Annotated in this window: 19 protein-coding genes and 1 other RNA gene; 12 read left to right on the top strand and 8 right to left on the bottom strand. The window is 44.7% G+C overall.

All coding sequences use genetic code 11. From position 1 onward, the window contains the following. Positions 1 to 50: 50 nt before the first annotated feature. Positions 51 to 452, bottom strand: a transfer-messenger RNA (tmRNA) gene (gene ssrA / locus R8806_RS10340). Positions 453 to 512: 60 nt separating this feature from the next. Next, on the bottom strand, positions 513 to 1,067 hold the full coding sequence (locus R8806_RS10335) for a manganese efflux pump MntP (protein WP_087420870.1): 555 nt from the start codon (positions 1,065 to 1,067) through the stop codon (positions 513 to 515). Positions 1,068 to 1,166: 99 nt separating this feature from the next. Between R8806_RS10335 and R8806_RS10330 the strand changes: the two genes are divergently transcribed. Beyond that, entirely contained in the window at positions 1,167 to 2,156 is a 990-nt protein-coding gene (locus R8806_RS10330; protein WP_124315597.1) for a GSCFA domain-containing protein, read from the top strand. 256 nt (positions 2,157 to 2,412) lie between these two features. On the opposite strand, the gene R8806_RS10325 is transcribed toward R8806_RS10330, so the two are convergent. Further along, a complete protein-coding gene (locus tag R8806_RS10325) occupies positions 2,413 to 2,931 on the bottom strand; it encodes an SPOR domain-containing protein (protein WP_124315598.1) in 519 nt (172 codons plus the stop codon). A 147-nt stretch (positions 2,932 to 3,078) separates the two neighbouring features. Here R8806_RS10325 and R8806_RS10320 point away from each other — a divergent pair, with 147 nt between their 5' ends. The 3 genes from R8806_RS10320 to R8806_RS10310 are packed head-to-tail and all read left to right on the top strand — an operon-like array spanning position 3,079 to position 5,761. Next, positions 3,079 to 4,359 carry an L-cysteine desulfidase family protein gene (locus R8806_RS10320; protein ID WP_087420873.1) on the top strand — a complete coding sequence of 427 codons (1,281 nt, stop codon included), beginning with the start codon at positions 3,079 to 3,081 and terminating at the stop codon, positions 4,357 to 4,359. A 9-nt stretch (positions 4,360 to 4,368) separates the two neighbouring features. Continuing rightward, positions 4,369 to 5,043 (top strand): TatD family hydrolase, encoded by a 675-nt coding sequence (locus tag R8806_RS10315; protein ID WP_124315599.1) that lies wholly within the window; start codon positions 4,369 to 4,371, stop codon positions 5,041 to 5,043. Between the two features lies 1 nt (position 5,044). Continuing rightward, a complete protein-coding gene (locus tag R8806_RS10310; RefSeq protein ID WP_124315600.1) occupies positions 5,045 to 5,761 on the top strand; it encodes a tRNA threonylcarbamoyladenosine dehydratase in 717 nt (238 codons plus the stop codon). Positions 5,762 to 6,017: 256 nt separating this feature from the next. On the opposite strand, the gene clpX is transcribed toward R8806_RS10310, so the two are convergent. After that, positions 6,018 to 7,235: an ATP-dependent Clp protease ATP-binding subunit ClpX gene (gene clpX, locus R8806_RS10305; RefSeq protein ID WP_118305787.1), complete on the bottom strand. Its 1,218-nt coding sequence runs from the start codon at positions 7,233 to 7,235 to the stop codon at positions 6,018 to 6,020. After that, complete coding sequence (gene clpP, locus R8806_RS10300; RefSeq protein ID WP_124315601.1) at positions 7,235 to 7,912, bottom strand: ATP-dependent Clp endopeptidase proteolytic subunit ClpP; 678 nt, start codon at positions 7,910 to 7,912, stop codon at positions 7,235 to 7,237. Before clpP ends, clpX begins: the two co-directional genes overlap by 1 nt. A gap of 121 nt (positions 7,913 to 8,033) precedes the next feature. Between clpP and R8806_RS10295 the strand changes: the two genes are divergently transcribed. Beyond that, positions 8,034 to 10,427: a glycoside hydrolase family 3 C-terminal domain-containing protein gene (locus R8806_RS10295; protein WP_124315602.1), complete on the top strand. Its 2,394-nt coding sequence runs from the start codon at positions 8,034 to 8,036 to the stop codon at positions 10,425 to 10,427. Between the two features lie 235 nt (positions 10,428 to 10,662). Here the strand turns inward: R8806_RS10295 and R8806_RS10290 are convergent, their stop codons facing one another. Beyond that, complete coding sequence (locus R8806_RS10290) at positions 10,663 to 11,958, bottom strand: alpha-L-fucosidase (RefSeq protein ID WP_124315603.1); 1,296 nt, start codon at positions 11,956 to 11,958, stop codon at positions 10,663 to 10,665. Positions 11,959 to 12,052: 94 nt separating this feature from the next. Further along, positions 12,053 to 12,595 (bottom strand): RNA polymerase sigma-70 factor, encoded by a 543-nt coding sequence (locus R8806_RS10285; protein ID WP_124315604.1) that lies wholly within the window; start codon positions 12,593 to 12,595, stop codon positions 12,053 to 12,055. Between the two features lie 153 nt (positions 12,596 to 12,748). Here R8806_RS10285 and R8806_RS10280 point away from each other — a divergent pair, with 153 nt between their 5' ends. From R8806_RS10280 to R8806_RS10255, 6 genes are all read left to right on the top strand, one after another. Further along, positions 12,749 to 13,936 (top strand): FecR family protein, encoded by a 1,188-nt coding sequence (locus R8806_RS10280; protein ID WP_124315605.1) that lies wholly within the window; start codon positions 12,749 to 12,751, stop codon positions 13,934 to 13,936. Between the two features lie 139 nt (positions 13,937 to 14,075). Further along, the gene (locus R8806_RS10275; protein WP_124315606.1) at positions 14,076 to 17,558 is read left to right on the top strand and encodes a SusC/RagA family TonB-linked outer membrane protein; all 3,483 of its coding nucleotides are present in this window, start codon (positions 14,076 to 14,078) and stop codon (positions 17,556 to 17,558) included. 11 nt (positions 17,559 to 17,569) lie between these two features. Then, complete coding sequence (locus R8806_RS10270) at positions 17,570 to 19,141, top strand: RagB/SusD family nutrient uptake outer membrane protein (protein ID WP_124315607.1); 1,572 nt, start codon at positions 17,570 to 17,572, stop codon at positions 19,139 to 19,141. Then, positions 19,129 to 19,785: a hypothetical protein gene (locus R8806_RS10265; RefSeq protein ID WP_124315608.1), complete on the top strand. Its 657-nt coding sequence runs from the start codon at positions 19,129 to 19,131 to the stop codon at positions 19,783 to 19,785. Before R8806_RS10270 ends, R8806_RS10265 begins: the two co-directional genes overlap by 13 nt. A 10-nt stretch (positions 19,786 to 19,795) precedes the next feature. Further along, entirely contained in the window at positions 19,796 to 20,524 is a 729-nt protein-coding gene (locus R8806_RS10260) for an ABC transporter C-terminal domain-containing protein (RefSeq protein ID WP_124315609.1), read from the top strand. Between the two features lie 301 nt (positions 20,525 to 20,825). Next, positions 20,826 to 21,152, top strand: coding sequence for an RNA recognition motif domain-containing protein (locus tag R8806_RS10255; protein ID WP_124315610.1), 327 nt, complete (start codon positions 20,826 to 20,828; stop codon positions 21,150 to 21,152). 55 nt (positions 21,153 to 21,207) lie between these two features. Here R8806_RS10255 and R8806_RS10250 read toward each other — a convergent pair whose 3' ends face one another. Further along, entirely contained in the window at positions 21,208 to 21,747 is a 540-nt protein-coding gene (locus tag R8806_RS10250) for an RNA polymerase sigma-70 factor (protein WP_124315611.1), read from the bottom strand. A gap of 137 nt (positions 21,748 to 21,884) precedes the next feature. Between R8806_RS10250 and R8806_RS10245 the strand changes: the two genes are divergently transcribed. After that, positions 21,885 to 22,979, top strand: coding sequence for a FecR family protein (locus R8806_RS10245; protein ID WP_124315612.1), 1,095 nt, complete (start codon positions 21,885 to 21,887; stop codon positions 22,977 to 22,979). Positions 22,980 to 23,014: the final 35 nt, after the last annotated feature.

The raw sequence follows: 23,014 nt of genomic DNA, 5'->3' as shown, positions 1-23,014 counted from the left end.
CCCGTTTGAAGATAAACAGAAAAGAGGCTTTTTAGCCTCTTTCTGTTTGATGGTGGAGTAGTGGGGGATCGAACCCCAGTCCAAACACGGAATCCATATGCTTTCTACATGCTTAGCTTTTTGTTGGTTTTCGAATATAGCCCGGAAAAAAGCACCCAAACTATACCTTAGTTTCTGTTATTTCATCAGCACCACGAAACAAGATGTTGACTAACCTCGTATTGCCTGCACCCCGGATGCTGGTTGGCACAAGGTGGGACCGCCAGCGGGATGTCTCGTCTCCACTACCTTGAGCGGAGATTAAGCCTCAATCTACTATGATTCGATTAGGCAGCAAGAGCGTAATTTCTTTCGCCAATTAAAATTTTGCGTCCGGGATTTACGGGCCGGCTTCACTACGCCCGACATGCTTACATACCTATTCTTCATGCTGTCAAATCCACGTCTACCCCATAGATATGTGGATGCAAAGATACGAATATAATTGAAAATGGAGAATTGAAAATTGAAAATTATTCCATCAGATGCTCGATGAGGATTTTGACTCCGATAGCGATGAGGATGATTCCCCCGAATAATTCGACGTTGATGCCTTTGATTTTTCCGAAACGGTAACCACTGATAACTCCGATCAGGGAGAGGGCGAATGTCACGAAACCGATGATGAAGGCAGGGAAATAGATGCTTGTTTTAAGGAAGGCCATACTGACTCCGACGGCAAGGGCATCTATACTGGTGGCAACTCCCAGTGTGAGCAAGGTTTTGGTGGAAAAGGACGAGATGGTGGTTTCTTCTTCCCCAAAAGATTCGTAGATCATCTTACCACCTAGAAAACCAAGAAGGATAAAGGCAATCCAGTGGTCGAAGGCGGTAATGTACGAGCTGAAGCTGACTCCCATGAGCCAACCGAGCAAGGTCATCCCTCCTTGAAAAATTCCCATGGTAAGGGCCAGACGTAAAGACTGCCGCATGCAGAAAGGGCGCATGACAATTCCACCGCTGATACTTACGGCAAGGCTATCCATGGCGAGGCCTACGGCGATCAATAAAATGGAGATGATTCCCATGCATGAAATTTTTGACAAAAGTATAAAAATGATGGAGGAAATGAGCGTAAAAAATGTAACTTTGTAAAGATAGAGAGATTATTTATAATAAGTATAGATATGAATTTACAGACGAAGATTACAATTGCGGCACCGGATTTTTCGATAGATTATAATTCCAAGCTGATGATGTTGGGATCGTGTTTTGCGGAAAATATGGGTGGTAAGTTCTCGTATTACAAGTTTGACGTGGATGTGAATCCTTGCGGGATTATTTATAACCCGTTGTCCGTGGCAAACGTGTTGCGTCTGATTATGGAAGGAAAGCCGTTCGGGAAGGATGATTTAAGGAAAGTCGGTGAGAAATGGGTGAGTTTGTATCATCACGGGGCATTCTCGTCCACTGATCCGGAAGAGTGTTTGCGTCGGATAAACGAGCGTTTGGAGAGGGCCACGAGAGAACTTCGTTCTTTAGATTTATTGGTAATCACTTGGGGGACAGCGTGGGTGTACAAGCATATGGGGGAAAATATGATCGTGTCGAATTGTCACAAGATCCCTTCGCAGGAGTTTGAGCGTAGTCGGTTAAGCGTGGAGGATATTGTGAAGGAATACGTGGAGTTGATTGAGCGTTTACGGGAGATTAATCCGGGACTTCGAGTATTGTTCACGGTAAGCCCGATCCGCCATTGGAAGGATGGCGCTCACGGGAACCAGTTGAGCAAGGCCACGTTGTTGTTGGCGATTGATCAGTTGCGGGAGAAATTGGATCACGTGTATTATTTTCCGGCTTACGAGATCGTGTTGGATGAATTACGGGACTATCGTTTTTATGCAGATGATATGTTACATATGTCCGGTCTTACGGTGGATTACATTTGGGAACGTTTTCTGTATAGTTTCATTACTCCCGATGTGTTGGGGTTGATGAACCAGATCGGACGGATTAATAAAGGGGTGGCGCATCGTCCTTTCGACCCGCAGTCCGAGGATTATCAGCGTTTGGTAAAGAAAATGTTGGCTGAAATTGCCATGATTTCCCATTCCTACCCGATGATTAATTTCTCGGCGGAAGAGGAAAAATTAAAAAGTTTAGAATTTAAAATTTAGAATTTAGAATTTAGAATGAAAGAACTACCCCCACCGGCTCCCCCCTTGCACAGGGGGAGAGACGAACGCAAGAAGGCTTCACGATGTTTCAATGTAGTGTATCCTCCCCCTGTGTAAGGGGGAGTTAGAGGGGGTAGTTGGAAAACTAAAGGATAAAAACTAAAAGATGAAAGTTGAAGAAACCTGTAACCCGCCGAAGGCGAATCCGGGCTAGCATCTGAAATTGCATAGGGTTTGTGCGGTGGGAATCTAAAATCTAAAATCCCACGGGTGGTGCCGTAACCGTGTCTTGCTCCACTACGGGATTCAATTCTTGTAGGTAAATAGTCGTTTTTACCGGATAAGCACCTGAGTACTTTTTACGGATTCGTTTCAAGGCAGGGATTGCCTCGATGCGGGTGCGGAAATTACCTACCCGGATTTTAAAATCAGGATCAGTGTATTGCAGGTATGCCGGAATGTCCGGGAACTCTTCTTCGAATCGTTTGGTATAGCTTTTCAGCGTGTCCACGTTCGTACCGTATGAACTACGGGATAGGATTTGGATGCGATACCCTTGAAAAAGCTGTTCTTTCCGGTTCACGGAAATATTCAGTTTTAATAGTTGTTCGATTTTCGGATCGGCATGAATGATCACTTTACCTCCGGTAATAGAATCTGTTTCCGAGAGTTGTTTCACGAAGTCAATCTCTTTTTTGACCGGGGGAATAGAATCTGTTTGCGCCCAAGCGAGGGACGTGATGAAAAGTGATAATATGACGAGTGTTAATTTCATGGGTAAATCTCTATCGTGCGTTCAACTAATTCGACTTCAATCGACAAAGATAGTATAATTTGTCTTTTTGTGGTAGAAAAATAGATAAATAACACTATTTTTGTAGTCGCAAAAATTTAGCGTTCTACATGAAAAAGGAATAATAAGATGAATCAAGTAACAGATCAACAAATCATTGAAATATTGAGAAAAGAGGCCGTTCCGGCCTTGGGGTGTACCGAACCGGTAGCCTGTGCTTTGGCGTGTGCAAAGTGTAAAGAAGTATTGGGGGGTGTGCCCGAGCGTTTGGACGTACTGGTTAGTGGTAATATTTACAAGAATGGTATGGGTGTTGGCATTCCGGGAACAGGAATGGTCGGGTTGCCTATTGCTGCCGCTTTGGGCGCTGTTTGTGGAAAATCGGAGTACGGGTTGGAAGTGTTGAAAGAGGTGAACGTGGGGGATAACTTGCAGCGTGCGAAAGATATGTTAGGTCAGGTGACGGTTTCTTTGAAAGAGGATGCGCCGGATAAATTGTATGCCGAGGCTTTGGCCACGAAAGGAAATGATACGGTGAAGGTGATTATTGCTCACACGCATACTAATATCGTTTTGGTGGAGAAGAACGGGGAAGAGATTTTCAAAAGAGAATTCCGTCTGGATACGTCAAAACCGGAAGATAAAGGACCGGAATTGAGCGTGAAGCGTATCTGGGATTTCGTGCATGAAGTGGACGTGAAGGACATCGAGTTCGTGTTGCAGGGTGCCGAGATGAACAAGGCAATCTCAGCCGAGGGATTGAACTCGGAGTATGGGTTACAGATTGGTAAGACATTAAAAGAAAATATAGATAAGGGGTTGTTGGAAGATGACTTGCTAAACCGCACGTTGATTCGTGCTACGGCAGCATCGGATGCCCGTATGGATGGATGCCCGAAACCGGTGATGACGAACTCCGGTAGTGGTAATCAAGGAATCACGGTATATCTGCCGGTGGTGGTGGCTGCCGAGAAATTTGGGGCATCCCGTGAACAATTGGCTCGTGCTTTGGCATTGAGTAACTTGATTGCCGTGCATATTCACCATTACATGGGACACCTTTCAGCTCTTTGTGGTATTCTGATTGCCGGAACTGGTGCGGCATCCGCAATCACCTATTTGATGGGAGGAACTTACGATAACATGGTGAACACGATCAAGACGATGTGTTCTAATTTGACGGGTATGATGTGTGACGGGGCAAAACAGGGATGTGCTTTGAAGGTATATTCCGGGGTATCGGCTGCCGTACAGGCCGCTTTGTTGTCCATGAGAGGAATCAAGACGAATAATGATGGAATCGTGGAGGAAGATATTGAACGTACCATTCGGAACGTGGGTTTGATCGGAACGAAGGGTATGGAGGAGACGGATAAGACGATCTTGAATATCATGTGCAATAAGAAATAATAGAAAGAATTGAATTCGTACGTAAATATACACACGCATCATGTTGGTGAAGGAATTAACATTCTGGATGTTGGTGAAGGAAAGGCGTGGGTAGAAGGAGAAGAAAAACGGAAATCGGTGGAGGGGCAGGAGGTGTTTTATTCCGTGGGGGTTCATCCCATGAAATTAGCCGGGCTGGGAGAGAATGTTTTTACGGGGATAGAGGATACGGTACGGATGGAAAAAGTAATAGCGATAGGAGAGTGCGGTTTGGACCGTCGCTCTCCTATTTGTATGAAGACGCAGGAAGAGATACTGGACGTTCAAGTCGGTTTGGCGGAAGAGTTGCGTAAGCCGTTGATTATCCATTGTGTGAAGGCGTATTCGGAATTGATTGCCGTGAAGAAACGAACAGGTTCTTCCGTATCTTGGATTATTCACGGGTATAACAATAATGAACAGATATTGCGGCAGTTGTTGGATCACGGATTTTATATTTCCGTGGGAGCGGCTTTGCTGAATTCACGTTCGAATGCTTTTCAGTTATTGCGGATGATCCCGGTGGGAAGGTTGTTTTTAGAGAATGATGATAAAGAGGTAGAGATTTCGGTTATTTACGAGGCGGCATCTGCCATTCTAGGGGTAGATGTAGAGGCGTTGAAAGAAATAACGAGGAATAATTGTAATCAAGTTTTTAGAAAATAGTATGGATTGGCTGAGTAGAACGGAGTTGCTTCTGGGTGAAGAACGGTTGGGTTTGTTGAAGAAAGCTCACGTGTTGGTGGCAGGATTGGGAGGTGTCGGGGCGTATGCTGCCGAACAATTATGTCGGGCCGGAATCGGAGAGATGACGATTATTGACGGGGATTGTGTGGACGTGACGAATAAAAATCGTCAACTTCCGGCGTTGGATAGTAATATCGGTAAGGCGAAAGCCGAGATCATGGCGATCCGGTTTCGGGATATAAATCCGGATATTCAATTGCACGTGATCAATGATTTTATCAAGGATGACCGCATGATTGATATTCTGGAAATGGCGAAGTATGATTACGTGGTGGATGCTATTGATACATTGGCGCCCAAGATATTTTTAATATACCATAGTTTGCAAAAGGGGTATCGGGTCGTGAGTTCCATGGGAGCCGGGGGCAAGATGGACCCCGAACAAATCCGGATAGCCGATATTTCCAAATCCTATAATTGTAATCTAGCCCGGATGTTACGGAAAAGGCTGCATAAACTGGGTGTCTATAAAGGAGTAAAAGTCGTGTTTTCCCCCGAAGAAGTTGACCCGGAAGCTGTTGTTTTAAGCGAGAGTGAGAATAAAAAGTCGAATGTTGGGACAATTTCTTATATGCCACCTTTGTTTGGGTGTTTCTGTGCCTCGGTGGTGATCCGGGATATTACGAATCCGATTTGACGACATTATATTTACACAAATCCAACCCAAATAAAGAAGTAAATTAACCCAGATAATCTCGCTTTTTCAGAGATTACTCGAAGATTAGTCGTGGCTTAAATATTATGTAATGTCGGATCTCTGAGGAATCTTCGAGAGAGTTTCGAATAAGTGAAAGTATTTCTATTAAATTTTGGTAGGTTCTCTTGGGGTTCTCTTTAGTAAATAAAGAAAATGAGGGGGGTGATAAAATGACTTTTGACACCCTCCCCCTTTTTTAAGCTCTTAGCTTTTGTGCAGTCAGCCGGTCCATCTTGGATTCGGCGTATTCTTTGGTGATCGTGATCGATTCGCAATTTTGTGAAGGAATCTCGAACATCAGGTCTGTCATGATGGCCTCGCAAATGGAACGTAGTCCGCGGGCTCCCAGTTTGAATTCAACAGCCTTGTCCACGATATATTCGAAAACCTCTTCATTAAAGTTCAGCGTGATATTATCCAACTCGAATAGTTTCACGTACTGGCGGATAATAGCATTCTTGGGTTCCGTCAGGATGTTCCGCAGGGCTTGACGGTCCAGCGGCTCCAGATAGGTTAGTACCGGGAGACGACCGATGATTTCGGGAATCAACCCGAAAGATTTCAAGTCTTGCGGTGCGATATATTGTAACATATTGTCCCGGTCAAGAACGGCCGTTTCTTTGCTTGCCGTGAACCCGACTACCTGCGTGTTCATGCGTTGGGCGATTTTCTTTTCAATTCCATCGAAGGCTCCTCCGCAAATGAACAGGATGTTTTTCGTGTTCACGGGGATCATCTTCTGGTCGGGATGTTTACGTCCGCCCTGTGGAGGAACGTTCACGATAGAACCTTCCAGTAGTTTCAATAATCCTTGTTGCACTCCTTCACCGCTCACGTCACGCGTGATGGACGGGTTGTCTCCTTTACGGGCAATCTTGTCGATCTCGTCGATGAAGACGATCCCTTTTTCAGCGGCATCCACGTCGTAGTCGGCAGCTTGTAGCAAGCGGGTCAAGATGGATTCGATGTCCTCGCCCACGTAGCCGGCTTCCGTCAACACGGTGGCATCGACGATGGTGAAAGGGACGTGGAGCATCTTGGCGATAGTGCGGGCCAACAGGGTTTTCCCGGTTCCCGTACGTCCTACCATGATGATATTTGACTTCTCGATCTCCACGTCGTCATTAGAATGTTTCTGTGTCAATCGTTTATAATGGTTGTAAACGGCCACGGCGAGGTGCTTTTTCGCCTCGTCTTGTCCGATTACATATTGATCCATGAATTGTTTGATCTCTATCGGTTTTTTGACTTCGATATGATCCATATCAAGGGGGGTAGAATGGCCTCTTTGTTCTTCCTGTACAATGTCATACGCCTGTTGTGCGCACATATCACAGATAAAACCGTCTACCCCGGAAATCAGAAGATCAACCTCACTGCGTGATCTTCCGCAAAATGAACATTTGTCTTGCATTACTTGTGTTCCCGAATTAATACTGTGTCAATCATCCCGTATTCTTTGGCTTCGGCCGCGGTCATCCAGTAGTCGCGATCAGAGTCTTTCTCTACTTTCTTGATCGGGTTCCCGGAATGATCAGCGATGATCTGGTAAAGTTCTTTTTTTAATTTCATAATCTCGCGAGCCGTGATTTCAATATCGGAGGCTTGCCCTTGAGCCCCGCCCATCGGTTGATGAATCATGATGCGTGAGTGCTGCAACGCGGAACGTTTACCTTTTGTCCCGGCTGTCATCAGCACGGCACCCATGGATGCGGCCATTCCGGTACAGATGGTTGCCACGTCGCATTGTATATATTGCATCGTGTCGTAAATACCTAATCCGGCATAAACGGAACCGCCCGGCGTGTTGAAATAAATCTGGATGTCCTTGGTCGGGTCTGCCGATTCCAAGAAGAGTAATTGCGCCATGATAATGTTGGCTACATCGTCATCGATAGGTACTCCGAGGAAAATGATCCGGTCCATCATTAACCGGGAAAACACGTCCATGCTTGCCACGTTTAGCTGGCGTTCCTCGATAATGGTCGGGTTTATATAGCTGGAGACGGCAGATTCGAACCGGTGAAGGTTCAAGCTGCTAATCCCTTTATGCTTGGTGGCATATTTTTTAAATTCATCTTGTGAAAACATAATCTATGTATTTTAGTTATACGGGTGCTAAGTTACGAAAAAAAAGAAGGGGAAAAGATACTTTTGTCTATATTTGGGTTTAAAATTTGTGTTGTTGTGTTTAATCGAATAATGTGTTGCTATGCGGAAACAAAAGATTTGGTTATTTCTCGTGTTTTTTCTCCCGGTGATTTCCGTTTGTGGGGATGGGGTTTACAAGAAGAGTGGGAAGGGATTTCGGGACCTGAACAAGAATGGCAAGCTGGATCCTTACGAGAATCCGGCAGAGAGCGTGGAGGTGCGTTTGCAGGACTTACTCCGGCAAATGACGCTGGAAGAAAAAGTGGGACAGTTGGTTCATACCTTAGGCTGGAATTATTACGAGAAGGATGAAAATGGTCAGGTTCGGTTGACGGACTTGTTTCGGTCGGATCTGAAAAATCGTTATATCGGGTGTTTTTGGGCAACGCTGAGGGCTGACCCGTGGACCCGAAAGACTTTAAGGACGGGCTTGTCCCCGCGGGAGGCGGCAGAGATGACGAATGCCATGCAGCGTTACGCACGGGATAGCACTCGTTTGGGAATTCCCTTGTTTTTGGCGGAAGAGTGTCCGCACGGGCATATGGCTATCGGGACGACGGTGTTTCCCACGGCTATCGGGAGGGCAAGTACGTGGAACACGGAACTGGAGGAGCGAGTGGCCGAAATCGTGGCATTGGAGGCCCGTTTACAAGGGGGACATATCGGTTACGGGCCTGTGCTGGATGTTGCCCGGGAATTGCGTTGGTCTCGGGTGGAAGAGGGATACGGGGAAGATCCTTTCTTGAGTGGGAGTATGGGAAGTGCTTATGTCCGGGGGTTACAGGGAGGAAACGTGGGGAGTGGCGAAAATGTTATAGCCACGTTGAAACACTTCACGGCTTACGGGGTGCCTGAAGGCGGGCATAATGCCGGGATGGCTCATGTGGGAGTGCGGGAATTGTTGACAGAGTTGTCCTATCCTTTCGAGATGGCAGTGAAAGCGGGGGCGTTATCATTGATGACGGCCTATAACGAGGTGGATGGGATTCCTTGTACGGCGAATCCATTCCTGACGAATCAGCTTTTACGGGATCAGTGGGGATTTGCGGGATTCGTGGTTTCGGATCTCTACTCGATAGACGGGTTGATATCGCAGCGAGTGGCAGCCAGCCGGGAAGAGGCCGGGATATTAGCTTTACGTTCGGGAGTGGATTCCGATTTGGGTGGAAATTGTTTTAGTACCGATTTGGTGAAAGCTTGCCGGGAGGGGCGATTGGCCGAGGCTGACATTGACCGGGCCGTGAGTCGTATTTTACGGTTAAAGTTTAAAATGGGATTGTTTGATAATCCATACGTGAAGGTGAAGAAGGCAGAAAAGCTGATCGGCACGCCCGGGCATCGGGAGGTGGCGAGGGAAGTGGCTCGCCAGTCTGTTGTGTTGCTGAAAAATGAAAATCAATTGTTACCCTTGTCGAAGGAGGTGAAACGGGTAGCGGTTATCGGGCCGAATGCAGATAATGTTTATAATCAGTTGGGAGACTATACGGCACCACAGGCACCCGGTTCGGTAATTACTGTACTCGAAGGTATCCGGCAAAAGTTGCCCGGTGCGGAAGTCTGTTACGTGAAAGGGTGTGCCGTGCGGGACACGTTGGACACGTCGATCGGGGAGGCTTGTGAGACTGCAAAAAATTCCGATGTTGTTGTGGTGGTTTTGGGGGGGTCTAGCGCACGGGATTTTGAAACGGATTTCTTGGAGACAGGGGCTGCCGTTGCGAATGAACGCAAGGAGAGTGACATGGAGTCAGGAGAGGGGTTTGACCGGATTGGTTTGTCGCTGATGGGCAAACAAGTGGAATTATTGAAAACGTTATATGCCACGGGTAAGCCCGTCGTGCTGGTCATGATTCAGGGGCGTCCCTTGGAGTTGAACTGGGCCGCGGAACATATCCCGGCGATTTTAACGGCTTGGTATCCGGGCGGTGAGGGTGGTCGGGCCATTGCGGACGTGTTGTTCGGGGATTATAACCCTGCCGGACGGCTCCCCTTGTCTTATCCTCGTCACGTGGGGCAATTACCCGTGTATTATAATCATAAATCTGCCGGACGACATGATTATGTGGAGGGAACTGCTGCCCCATTATATCCTTTCGGGTACGGGTTGAGTTACACGACTTTTGTTTACGAGGGGATTGATGTGCGTGTCGAGGGGGATTCGGTTCGGGTTTCGGTAGATGTGAAGAATGTGGGAGGACGTGCTGGAGATGAGGTGGTTCAATTGTATTTGCGGGACGAACAGGCATCGGTGGTTACTCCTTTCATGCAGCTCAAGGCTTTTCAACGGGTTCATTTGACTTCGGGAGAATCCCGAAGGGTTGAATTTGTCCTTACAGGAGAACATTTACGAGTGCTTGATGCCTCGCTGAACTGGCGGGTTGAGCCGGGATGGTTCACGGTGATGATCGGGGCTTCATCACAAGATATTCGGCAAAGGACTAGATTTAGAATAGATTGATCGCCTCTTGGTTTCATCGTTCTTATTCCTTGGGCTATCTTTGCGTTCCATCAAAGGTACTCTTTTGGCATAACAATAACACGGCATAAATATAAGAATGTGTTTATGCTGTGTTATTGTTATGTTGATGCTATGTTTATGATATAGCGAAAGGATAGCCCAATCATGAATCAAGGGGAGTTTTGGGGTAATCCCATGTTATATTCTTTCCGATGAACAGGTTTTTTGACCGCTATTATCGGTAAGTGATTTCAACAACATGATCTATGTCCGTGGGGACTCTTCCCAGTTGTAGCAAGATTCCTTCTTTTGTTTTGGTGTATTTCACCGGAGTTTTGTCCTTGAAATGCACGATGGTCTTCACTTTTTTATTGGTGATCGGGAGTAAAAGCTGGTCTTTATTCAAATTTAGAATGTGAACGTAGAGTTTATTTCCTTTTTGGGTTGTGACTCCCCAGTCTTGGTGAGGGATGGTTCCGGCACGGGTTCCTTGGATAGTTTCACCGTAGGTGCGCATCCATTCTCCGATTTCTTTCAAGTGCGTAACTGATCCTTCGGGGAAATCTCCACCCGGACGGGGACCCACGTTTAATAATAAGTTTGCATTGTTCCCGGCGGCACCCACCAACGTGTGGATGAGTTGTTTCGTGGATTTAAAATTCCGGTCGTTGATGTTGTAGCCCCACGTGTTGTTCATGGTCTCGCAGCTTTCCAACGGTAGGGCGCTGATTTCTGCATCGGCAGAGTACCCGGCTTTGTTTTGTCCCGGTAGATCCCGTTCGAACATTTGGAAATCTTCCCCGTCGAAAGGGGCTTTGTGATGGTTATTCCCGATCAGGCATCCCGGTTGAAGGCGGTGGATCAAGGTGTATTGTCTTTCCAGTTGCCAGTCCGCGTCGGGTTTATCCCACCAACCGTCGAACCAGATACCACCGATCGGGCCGTAATTGGTAAGTAATTCGGTTAACTGGGCATCCATGAATTTCAAGTAATCTTCCCACGTGCCGGAAGGGGTACGACCCGTGTTCCGTCCCGTGCGTCCCCACGGGTAATAATCCGGACGGTGCCAGTCAATATGGGAATAGTAGAAGAATAATTTAAGCCCGTGTTTCTGGCAGGCCTCGGCCAATTCCTTGATAACATCCCGTTTGAAAGGGGTAGCCTTGACAATATTGTAATCTGATTGTTTCGTGTCGAACATCGAGAATCCATCGTGATGGCGGGAGGTGAAACAGATGTATTTCATGCCGGCGTCCTTGGCGATACGAACCCACTCGTCGGCATTGAATTTGGAAGGGTAGAACCCGTCAGCCAGTTTTTGGTACTCCGCCTCGTTCAGGCTTTTATTAGTTAACACCCATTCGCCGTCAGCCAGCATGCTGTATATTCCCCAGTGGATGAACATACCGAACTTGGCATCCCGGAACCATTCCCGGTTGATAAGGTTTTCTTGTGAAGGAACGTATTTCTCTTGGGCAGAGCAAAATACGACGGTTAATAATAAGAGCGTAGTAATGAATGTATTTTTCATGCTAAGGATTAGATTAAATTTTTACGAAGGTAATAAATGTGAAGAAAATGATCAAATGTTTAATAAATAAAACGGTAAAGGACTGAAAGCCTGTTTATCGTGTCGCTTTTTGGAGATAGAAAATTAAGAGTTCTAGGTGTTGAGAGAAGTGGGAACGCAGGTGTTTGATCCCGTTGCGTAACAAGGTTTTGACGGTGTTGATCGAGATGTGGAGATCGTCGGCGACTTCTTGGTATTTCATATCCTGCATGAATACACGGGTAATGACTTTTTGGGTTTGATCGGGCATTTGTGCCAGTTCTTCTCTGATTTCCAGAAGGAGTTTTTCGTCAAACGTGATGGTTTCCTCGTCAATAATTTCTTGCTTTATAATGTCGATGTGGTAACGCATGACATCTTTTTTCTCTATTTTGTCCAAGCAAGCGTTTCTGACAGAATTGAAAAGATAGGTTTTTATCACCTTTTCGTCTGATAACAGAATATCTCTTTTTTCCCAACAACGAATGAAGACATCCTGCACGATGTCTTCCGCATCGGCCTCTGTCTCCAAGTAATTGAGGGCGTAAAGACACAAGTTCTTCGCGTATTTATCGAAGATGTGCTGCAAATCGTGGTCGAGATCGTTTTGATTTTTCATGAATTTATTTATCGTGCAAATCTAAAATATTTTATTGAATAAAACAATCGTATGTAGCTTGTAAAGTGGATAATTGTTGATTTTTGAAAAATAATGTGTTTGTTGATTCACCCGTTTTTTGCTTTTCCCGTCTTAGAGGCAAAATGAAATGATATGAACCGAATTTCGGATGATGTAATAGAACGGATTATTGATTTTTACTTGGGAGATATTTCCGAGCGAGAGAAGATGGATTTGGAGAGATGGGTGAAGGAGACTCCGGGGCAAGAGCAATGCTTTAAACAAACCCTGAAGATGTGTCAACGGTTGCGGTTAAGTTCACGTGAGGAACGGGCAGGGGGGATGAAGACCCGGATACAGGAAAAATGGCGGGAAGAAAGGTTGAAACGGCGGAGACGATTCGTGTGGGGCGTGATCTCGTCCGCGGCGGCGGTCTTACTGTTGGTGGGTATTTTCCACGTGTACTACACGAACCGGAAAGAACCGGTGCCGGAGACATTGCCTAAAATCAGTTTGTTGGAGAGTAAGCACGGGGAGAGAGAGGCTATTTTGCAATTTCCATCAGGGAACGAGGTCATGCTGGGTAGAGAGAATGATCGAACCGTGCCATTGGCGGAAGGGATTGTCTTGAAGAGTGATTCAGTGAAAAATCTGTTCCCTCAACCGGAGAGCGGGAAGGACGTGATGACAGAGGAATATCACACGGTGATTGTTCCCCGGGGAGGGGAGTATAATCTGACGCTGGCAGACGGAACGAACGTGTGGTTGAATTCCGATTCGAAGTTGAAGTTCCCTCTTCATTTTGTCGGGAATCAACGAGCCGTTTATTTGGAAGGGGAGGCTTTTTTTGAAGTGACTTCCGATTCGTTAAAGCCTTTTGTGGTGAAAACGGCGGAGGTAAATGTCAAGGTGTTGGGGACGTCGTTTAACGTGATGAATTACACGGATGAGGCGAAGGTTGAAGTGGCATTGTTAAAGGGGAAAGTGAAATTCGAGGATACACGGAATCGACAGACTCGTGCGTTGGTGCCGGGTGAGGTGGTCCGTATGGACAAGGCGAGTACTTCGATCGTTCTCACGAAAGAGGATGTCAGTCGGGTGAGCGCTTGGCGTACCGGGTATTTTTATTTCGAGAATATGTCGATGGAAGAGTTGGTCGTGAAGTTGGAACGCTGGTATCAAGTGAAATTCACTTTTGCCAGCGAGAAGGTGAAACAGATGCGTTTTACCGGGGCCGTGACGAGATACCGGGATCTGGAATACGTGTTGAAAATGATCGAGAAGACGAGGGATATTTCGTTTGTCGATTTCGGAGATCAGATTAAAATATATGAAAAATAAAATCCCGAAACGTGTTGCGACCACGCTCCGGGAGGTTTAGTAATACCGTAAATATTAACTAACTCGAAACAAAAGTATGAATAAAAAACGAAGAAACAGGCTTGTTGGACACAACAAGTTGTCAAAAATTTGTCAGGTTATGAAGTTAGGCGTTTTTTTGATGGTCGTGTTTATCACGAATGTAACGGCCGGCACGTTAGCCCAGAAGACGATGACCGTCACGGGGAGCCAGTTGAGTTTCAAGGAAATTTTTTCCGAGATTCATAAACAGACCGGTTATACGGTGGTGTATAATAATCACCGTTTGAATAGTGATTACCGCTTGAATGTGAATTTCAAGAATACTCGTTTGGACGTGGTGTTGCGTGAAATATTGGAGGGAACCGGGTTGACTTACGAGTTGATGGATGAATTTATCATCCTTTCTGCACTCCCGGCCGAACCGCAGAAAGGGAAAATTATCTTGGGAAAAGTCACGGATGGTAAGAAAATACCGATGCCGGGGGTGACCGTGCGACTGGATAGTGCGACGGTAGGGACGGCCTCGGACGTGAACGGGATGTTCCGCTTGTCGTTGCCGATGGAAAAGGGAACGCTTGTGTTCTCTTTTGTGGGCTACAAGACCAAGAAAGTGAATTTCAGTGCCGCGACGAGGGATACGATTCGGGTGGTTCTGGAGGAAGATGTGTCGGATCTGGACGAGGTGACGGTGGTTGCCTACGGTTCCCAGAAACGGAGATTGATGACAAGTGCCGTTTCCTCGATCAAGGGGAGCGAGATTCAGGAATTGCCGACGCATAGTCTGGAGAGTTTGTTGCAGGGACGGATGGCAGGAGTGGAGGTGAATAATCTCTCCGGCGCTCCCGGTGGTGGCGGGTCTATCGTGGCTATTCGGGGATACACGAGTATCGGGGCAAAGGGAGAGGGTGAGGATCGGGAATACGGAACTCCTTTGTACGTGGTTGACGGAGTGCCTATTCAATCCTTTACGTCATCGGTTACCGGGGCTAACACGATTGCCGATCTTGACCCGGCAATGATCGAGTCGATAGAAGTGTTGAAAGATGCGGCAGCGGCGGCACTTTATGGTTCTCGTGCAGGGAACGGGGTCATACTGATCACGACCAAAAAAGGACGTGTCGGTAAAAGCCAACTTTCGGCAAAATTTTCTTATTCAGCTTCGTGGCTGCCCAAGACTCCTGAAGTTACCGGGGGACACGGGGAACGTATGTATGCGCTTAACGCTTTGAAACGTACGGTTGAGCCTTATTATGATGTGAAAACCAAAGAATGGAAAGTACCGACTTCTTACGAGGAGGTGTACAATCTGGTGGGGAAAGATATGGGACCGGTCTATAATTATTTTTGGGGTGGTAGAGATAAGATTGCTCCGGAGGTTCCTTATTTGCAAGATAGTTTGAATCCATTCTTTAATAATTCCACGGATTGGTGGCGGTATATGTACCGTACGGCTAAGGTGATAAATGCAAATTTACAGATGTCCGGGGGAAACGAGGCTATGCAATATATCGTGGGAGTTGGTTATTTTAAAGAGGAAGGGATTATCATCAGCTCTGATTTTCAACGGGCCACGTTATCCGCTAATATTTCATCTAAGCCGATGAGACATTTGAAGATGGATTTTATGAGTACTTTCACGTATAGCGACCGTAGTAGAGGGGAGGCAGAAAGAGGACTGAGTTCCAAGATACAAGGAATATCGGTTGATCCGAACCGGACTTCTTCGCTATTGCCGGGGGATAGTTACGTGAAGGAGTACATGATGGAAGATTTGAATTCCAAGATTGAGAAGAATAACAGTTACACGGCACGTTTGAATCTAAAACTGGATTATGAATTTATTCGTGATTTGCATTTGTCTGTTTCCGGTTCTCTTGATTTTAATCAACAGAATTTGAATAAATTTACTCCCAGTACGTTAGATCGGCAGAATCACTTTTCAAAATCGGAAGGTGATATTTCACGAAGCATTATGATGCTGAATGAGAATTTGTTGAATTATAAATTCAAGATAAAACATGATCACCAATTCGGTGTCTTGCTTGGGCTTTCTTTCGAAAAAGACCAAAAGTTCAATAATAGCGGATCCGGGTTGAAAGGGCCGAATGATTATGTGCATTACGTGGGAAAAGGTTGGGGAGGTGCTTCTAATATCGTGTATTCCGGAGGGTATGCTAAGGGGGCGTATACTTATGGCTCTTCTTTGACTGAGGAGACCATGTGTAGTTATTTCGGTCGGTTGTCTTATAATTATAAGGAGAAATATATTTTGGAAGGTACGATTCGGCGGGACGGATCCTCTGTCTTTGGAGAAAAGGTGCGTTGGGCAACATTCCCGTCCGTGTCTGCGGGGTGGGCATTTTCAGAAGAACCTTTTATGAAACGTTTTTATTGGTTGAGTTTCGGTAAACTTCGCGGTAGTTGGGGAACCTCCGGGCAAAAATTTTCCCAACCTTATTTGGCGCAAGGGCTGTTTTCGGCTTACGCGTATACTTTTCTCGGGCAATACGGTATGACCGCAAATAAGAAAGGCGGGCTGATTAACCGGAAGTTGTCTTGGGAATCAACCGACCAGTATAATTTAGGGTTGGATTTGGACTTGATGGACTATCGTTTTAAAATGGTTCTCGATTACTACTATCGTTACACGAAGGATCAGTTGAATCAGGTTGATTTGCCGGGTGATACTTATTTGTTCGATATGCAATGGCAGAATGTACTGGAAACTTCTAACGAGGGGATCGAGCTGGAGTTGCAGGCTAATATTTTGCGCGAGACTGCCGTGAAATGGCGGATGAAGTTGACAGCATCCCGTAACTGGAGTCGTTTCGAGAAGAGTTACACGGGTATGGATTATAAAGAACAGGTTATCGGGAAGCCGTTATATCAAATGCGGGCCTACAAGACTGACGGTTTTTATAATACTATGGATGAAGTTCCTTATATTTACTTGGCGAGTGGGGTGAAACAACCTTTGTATGACATGGGAATAAATGAAGGAATCTTTTATCCGGGGACTCGTCGAATTCTGGATCTAAACGGTGACGGGCAGATTACGGAGGATGACCAGTACTTTGCATCCAGCCCGCTGCCACAAATGCACGGGGGAATCTTTTGTGATTTACGATGGAAGGATTTTGATTTAAGCATGGCATTTAATTATTCGTTAGGCAGACATATATTGCGGGTATACGATGATTATAGTTTGCAGCCGTGGGAAACTCCTGAAAACTCTATCCGGGTGGACTTACGTAAGGTTCATGCGTGGGAGAATAAGAATACAAAGAATCCGAAATATCCCCGTTTGCAATCTTATAAGAATAATGGAGACCAATTTGTCGGGCTTTATGATAGTGATATCGAAAATATACATTTGTTGCGATTGAAACAGTTGACTTTAGGATATAATTTGAATGAGAATGTATCGAAAAAATTCGGGTTGTCGAGTGCTCGAATTTACGTGACGGCTGAGAATCTATTTTTACTATCCAATTATTCAGGATTGGATCCGGAGATCGTGAGTATTTTTGACGGAATTGATGCATTGGGATCTTATCCGCTACCACGTAAGTTTACGATCGGGTTGAGTGTTAATTTCTAATACAAAGAGTTATGAAGAAGATATGGATGTATTTATTTTTTCTACCATTGTTCGCTTGCGATGATTTTTTGACAGTAGAGTCGGAGAATGACGTGACTTATTATAGTTATTTCAAGACGGAACAGGATGTGGAAGCTGTTATTACGACTATGATGGCGATGGAAATTGATATGTGGGGATCTGTTATGAACGTCGATGTATTTGATATTGCAGCGTTACCATGTGATGAATATTGGAATGAAGACCAAAGGAATTTGGCCTTGACAGCATTCTCGATCATGGAAGGCGTGTCTTGGGGAGGTTATTATTCGATCATTGGACATGCTGATTTGTTAATTGATAATAGTTTCCGCTTTGGAGGAATGACAGAAGAGCGGAAAGAATTCTGGTTGGCTCAGGCTAATTTTATAAAAGCACTTTGTTATTTTAATATTGCCCGTAACTGGGGAGATGCCCCGATTCCGCCTAATTCCACGGCTACCGAACCTTTAGCGAAGAGTCCCGTGAAAGAGGTGTTGGGAAAAGCGATTGAATGTGCCGAGAAAGCGTTGGTTTTGCCAACGCATGAAAAGTTGGTCGATTCGTATGGTAACAAGTTAACCTCAAAGCAATATGCCAGCTTGGGAACGGTGAAAACATTACTAGCTAATATATATGCTTGGATGGGAGGACTTTACGGTGAGGAAAGTTATTGGGAGAAGGCAGAAAGGTATGCTTCGGATGTGATTGATGGTAAATGCGGCTTTTATAAACTAGAACCAACGATCGCCTTGTTGTTAGAGCGTACGCTTGGAAGGGTACGAGAGAGTGACGAAACCATTTTTTCAATAGAGGTTTCTGATAAAGATATGGATTATATGCAAATAGGATGGCTACAATATCTTTATCCGGGGATTTTATTGTGTACTTACCCGGAATTTGATTCTAGCCCGGAGCTTGCGGAAACAGGTTTTCCCCGTTATTTGGCGGCACGAATCTCGGTTGAAACCGTGGAAAATATGTTCCCGGAAGAGGATGATGCACGTAAAGAGTTATATTGGTATGATTTGGGAAATGTATTTTGGTGGAAAATTACGAAACGTGACGATGATGGTAATCCGATTGATTCTGTTAAAGTCATCTCCGATTACGCTTACTTTTATAAATGGCATGATGTGATTCGCTCTAAAATAGAAGGTGATCAAGGAGCTGTTCAAAATGTGGAAGGGAATAAGGTGATTTGGAGACTGGCAGACTTGAAATTATTGAGAGCGGAGAGCCGGGCCCGCTTGGGGCTGTCGACAGCCGTGGAAGATTTGAATGATGTGCGAGAACGATCCGGATTGGGGCCATATGCCGGATCGACAGATAGCGAGGATTTGCGTCGGGAGATATTTAACGAGCGTGACCGGGAGCTGTTCGGTGAAGGGCAACGGTATTTTGATATTATTCGTAACGGGTATTTAGACCGGCTTTCGGAAGCTTATCAGCAACTCACAGCTAAGGATATTGAAAATGGCGCTTTGTATAGGCCTGTTGCTCAACGGTCTTTTAATAATAATGAATTGATGACACAAAATAAATATTGGTTATGGAGAAGGTAAATGTATTTTTCAGGTGTTTGGTCGTGGCCACTCTTGTTGTTCTGGGTGCCTGTACGGATTACCAATATGTTGATACCGGTTTGGCAAACGGTAAGCATGATTGTACCGTGTGGGAATATTTGCATAGTCAGCCAGATGATTGGGATTCCACGATTATTATGATCGAACACGCCGGGATGAAAGAGTATTTTGATGGCTCAAGGCAGAATGAACAAATTACTTTTTTCGGGATTACAAATTTAAGTATATTGGCATATATGCTTGATTATAAGGAGGCACATCCGACAAAACCGTGGAAGATGGTACGGGATATTCCGGTAGAGACCTGTCGTCACATACTGAAACGACTTATTATCCCTCAACGCTTGGTGGTTGAGGATATTCCGAGAGGACGTTTGGAGGCGATTCGGGGTGGTTATACTGAAGTAGAAGGAAGAGTTTGTAAGACGCTTGAGGGAGAGATGTTCGTCTATACTTACCGGGAGGATTATAATTATATCCCGGAAAAGGGAGAGATTGGTTTGTATATCTATCTACATGGCTCCGGTAATAGTGATGCCAACCGAAGTGTGTCAACCGATATTCAAATGAATAACGGGGTGGTACACGCCTTGAGTTATGGTTTTAGTCTAAAAGGATTATAAAGTGTATACGATGAGAACAATATATTTATTGATAGCTTTTGCTGGTTTGTGCATGACTAGTTGTCAAGAGGTTACAATTGGTTATTTGAAAACGGAACATGCCAAGTATTCTATTGATACGTTATATGTTGGCGAAAGAAGTATTCTTGAACAGATTGAGGCAATGGAATTACAGTACCCGCCGGAGTTGAAAGAGATGGCTTTGGCGTATCGTGAATTGAACGTCTTGGAGGAGGAAATGGATGGTATATATGCGGAGAGTGATGCTTTGGAGGAGGAACTGGCATCTTTGGACGAAGAGACTGATGCGGGGCGGATGGAAGAGATATATACCCGGTTGGGTGAGATTGATGAATGGTTCTATCATTATGATGAGTTGGATGGTATTTACGGTAATGGCATGGACGTGTTTTGGGATGAAGGATACGATGACATTGATCCGATATGTGATGAATATATTGGGTTAATAACTAAGATTGAAGATGCTATTCCTTGGTCAACTTCTACGATCGAGGGTGTTCTGGGAACACAACCTATTATGTATTCGATTGCAGATGTAACTTCGACAGATGGTAATGCAGACCTTTTTAAAGAAGAACTTGTGATGCAAGGAGGTGGGCGAATGCAACTTCCGTTTGCCTGTAAAGCTCCCAAAGGAACCTATCGTATTGCAATTATTATAGAAAACGAGGGATATTCCCATCGTTTGGATAATGTATTTACGTTTATAATAGATTAACTCACCGTATTTCGATGTGGTGTGGACTGCCTAACCAAGTTTGGAGTTAGGCAGTCCTTCTTCTTGTATATAAGGCTGTTTGCTTTACAATACGTATGTAAAATCGCATATGAAAGAAAATAATTTGAAATAAATTTTCAAAAACGCTTGTATATCCGAAATAAAGCGTACCTTTGTCTCAGATTGAATTGAATCATTTGTATTTAAATCTCTTTCCTAGCATGTATTTGTATCGTTAAGTAGACTTTCTATCATTGTCCAATCTCAATCGTTTTTATTAATTAATCAAAAATTGTACTTGATGAACATTTACATTTCAAATTTAAGCTATGGCGTTGATGACGCAGATTTAAACACATTGTTTGCTGAATACGGTGAAGTTACTTCAGCTAAAGTTATTATGGACCGGGAAACTGGTAGATCAAGAGGATTCGGTTTTGTTGAGATTGCTGACGAGGCAATGGGACAAAAAGCAATCGATGAATTGAACGGTGCTGAATATGACGGTAAGGTAATTAACGTTAACGTGGCTAAACCGAGAGAAGAAAGATCAAACGGTGGAGGTCGCGGAGGATATAACAGAGGTGGCGGAAGTCGCGGAGGTTATAATTCAAACAGAAGATATTAAGATATTATATATTCTGAAGGGAAGAGGCTTGGAAACGAGTCTCTTTTTTTTTGTGTTAAATATTTAATAGCCAGAATAATAAACCAGTCGGAAGGTAATCTGCCAGTTCTTGGCGGAGTTTTTTCAAGGCAACTTCGATGTGTTTCTCTGCCGTGCGGGGAGAGATTTCCAATTCTTCGGCAATTTGGGCGATACTTTTACCATCGAAACGATTCATAATGAAAATCTTTTGGCATTGAGGGGGAAGTTGACGGATTGCCTTTTCAATATGTTCCCGAAGTTCTGATTCCACGTAATATTCCCAAGTGAGTAATCCGGTAATGTCCCCTTTTTGTAAAAGTTGCTCTTGGTACTCGTTGCGTACCTTTAATTGTTCCAAGTGATTCAGGCAACGGTTGCGGACGGATGAGAAGAGGTAGGCTTTCGCAGATTCCATGAGGAGTGAATCTTTTTTTTCCCAAAGAGTGATAAAAACGTCATGCACGATGTCTTCCGAGATCTCGATCTGGTTCGTGAAACGATTAGCATACACGATTAATCCTGAATAGTACAGGTTAAATAAGGATTCGAACGTCTTTTTCTCTATGTTTATCATACATCAGGTTTCCTACATCAAAACAAATTTAGAATTAATATTTTGATATTGATAAAATAAAAATGTAATTTTTTCGAGAATGTGACTACGTGTATTTTTTACTTGATCTGTCTTGGTTATATAAAGAGAAGAAAAATATGAGAGAGAAAGATCAAATCGAGAAGAATGACACGGAATATGATGAAGCCCGATTGGAGGAAACATTAGATATTTTCATGCAAATGCGGGCTGTGGATAAAGCGAAAGGTTACCGTAAAATCGTGGAACCCGTGAATCGCAGAGCCCGTCGCCGGCAATTTATTTTATTGAGTCGATACGCTGCAGTTATTGTCGTGATCGTGGTGGTGGGTATAATTTGGGGAGTGCGGGGGAGAGTTGACCACGCTGTTCCGGTGATTCAGGTTCAAGAGATTACTCCGGGAGAGATGAAAGCCAAGCTTATTTTAGCGACGGGAGAAAATGTCCTTTTAGATACTTTGTCCTTAAGAAGAACTGTTATTCAGGAGGCAGGGGTTACGATTCAAAAGGCCAATGGGGTTTTAACTTATGAACATTCGGGTAAAGAGGACGTTCATTCTGTGGAAGTTGTTTACAACACGCTAGAAGTGCCTAGAGGTGGGGAGTATGATGTAGTGCTGGAAGACGGTACGCGGGTGTGGTTGAATGCAGACTCCCGGTTGAAATACCCGGTTGTTTTTCCCGGTAATGAACGTCGGGTAATTTTGGAAGGTGAGGCATATTTTGAAGTGGCAAAAGACACGAATCGTCCTTTTTGGGTGGAAACAGGCGTACAATCATTGAGGGTGTTAGGAACGGCATTTAACGTGTATGCTTATCCGGATGAGGCAGATATTTACACAACATTGGTACACGGAAGTGTGGCTGTATCTGTTGAGAAACAAGGAAATGAACAGATCCTTGTGCCGGGGGAACAAGCTGTTTGTCATGTGGATAGAGGAAATTTTACGGTTAAAAAGGTTGATGTACAACAGGTGGCAGCTTGGAAAAAGGGGGTGTTTGTATTTGAAAATCAGAATTTGGAGCAAATCATGTTGAAATTGGCTCGTTGGTATAATGTGATGGTGTTTTTTCAAAATGAAGGTGCTAAAGCGATCGAGTTTAAAGGGAATTTACCCAAATACAGTAATTTTAAATCGATATTACAGGTGATAGAAAAGAGTAGTAATGTAAAATTTGATGTTCAAGGGCAAACAGTTGTCGTGAGTATATAAAAAAATCGGGGGAATTTGACAGCTTCCCCCAAGAT

Origin of the sequence: Butyricimonas faecihominis (assembly GCF_033096445.1) — a bacterium.
In the GTDB taxonomy this organism is placed as follows: Bacteria; Bacteroidota; Bacteroidia; order Bacteroidales; family Marinifilaceae; genus Butyricimonas; species Butyricimonas faecihominis.
This window is presented reverse-complemented; position numbering and strand designations above follow the sequence as displayed.

Coding starts and splice junctions, on each gene's coding strand:
- R8806_RS10325 (WP_124315598.1), bottom strand. CDS start 2,931: ATGAAATTAACACTCGTCATATTATCACTTTTCATCACGTCCCTCGCT.
- R8806_RS10335 (WP_087420870.1), bottom strand. CDS start 1,067: ATGGGAATCATCTCCATTTTATTGATCGCCGTAGGCCTCGCCATGGAT.
- R8806_RS10260 (WP_124315609.1), top strand. CDS start 19,796: ATGAGAACAATATATTTATTGATAGCTTTTGCTGGTTTGTGCATGACT.
- R8806_RS10290 (WP_124315603.1), bottom strand. CDS start 11,958: ATGAAAAATACATTCATTACTACGCTCTTATTATTAACCGTCGTATTT.
- clpX (WP_118305787.1), bottom strand. CDS start 7,235: ATGCAAGACAAATGTTCATTTTGCGGAAGATCACGCAGTGAGGTTGAT.
- R8806_RS10310 (WP_124315600.1), top strand. CDS start 5,045: ATGGATTGGCTGAGTAGAACGGAGTTGCTTCTGGGTGAAGAACGGTTG.
- R8806_RS10255 (WP_124315610.1), top strand. CDS start 20,826: ATGAACATTTACATTTCAAATTTAAGCTATGGCGTTGATGACGCAGAT.
- R8806_RS10285 (WP_124315604.1), bottom strand. CDS start 12,595: ATGAAAAATCAAAACGATCTCGACCACGATTTGCAGCACATCTTCGAT.
- R8806_RS10280 (WP_124315605.1), top strand. CDS start 12,749: ATGAACCGAATTTCGGATGATGTAATAGAACGGATTATTGATTTTTAC.
- R8806_RS10250 (WP_124315611.1), bottom strand. CDS start 21,747: ATGATAAACATAGAGAAAAAGACGTTCGAATCCTTATTTAACCTGTAC.
- R8806_RS10265 (WP_124315608.1), top strand. CDS start 19,129: ATGGAGAAGGTAAATGTATTTTTCAGGTGTTTGGTCGTGGCCACTCTT.
- R8806_RS10320 (WP_087420873.1), top strand. CDS start 3,079: ATGAATCAAGTAACAGATCAACAAATCATTGAAATATTGAGAAAAGAG.
- R8806_RS10245 (WP_124315612.1), top strand. CDS start 21,885: ATGAGAGAGAAAGATCAAATCGAGAAGAATGACACGGAATATGATGAA.
- R8806_RS10275 (WP_124315606.1), top strand. CDS start 14,076: ATGAAGTTAGGCGTTTTTTTGATGGTCGTGTTTATCACGAATGTAACG.
- R8806_RS10295 (WP_124315602.1), top strand. CDS start 8,034: ATGCGGAAACAAAAGATTTGGTTATTTCTCGTGTTTTTTCTCCCGGTG.
- clpP (WP_124315601.1), bottom strand. CDS start 7,912: ATGTTTTCACAAGATGAATTTAAAAAATATGCCACCAAGCATAAAGGG.
- R8806_RS10330 (WP_124315597.1), top strand. CDS start 1,167: ATGAATTTACAGACGAAGATTACAATTGCGGCACCGGATTTTTCGATA.
- R8806_RS10270 (WP_124315607.1), top strand. CDS start 17,570: ATGAAGAAGATATGGATGTATTTATTTTTTCTACCATTGTTCGCTTGC.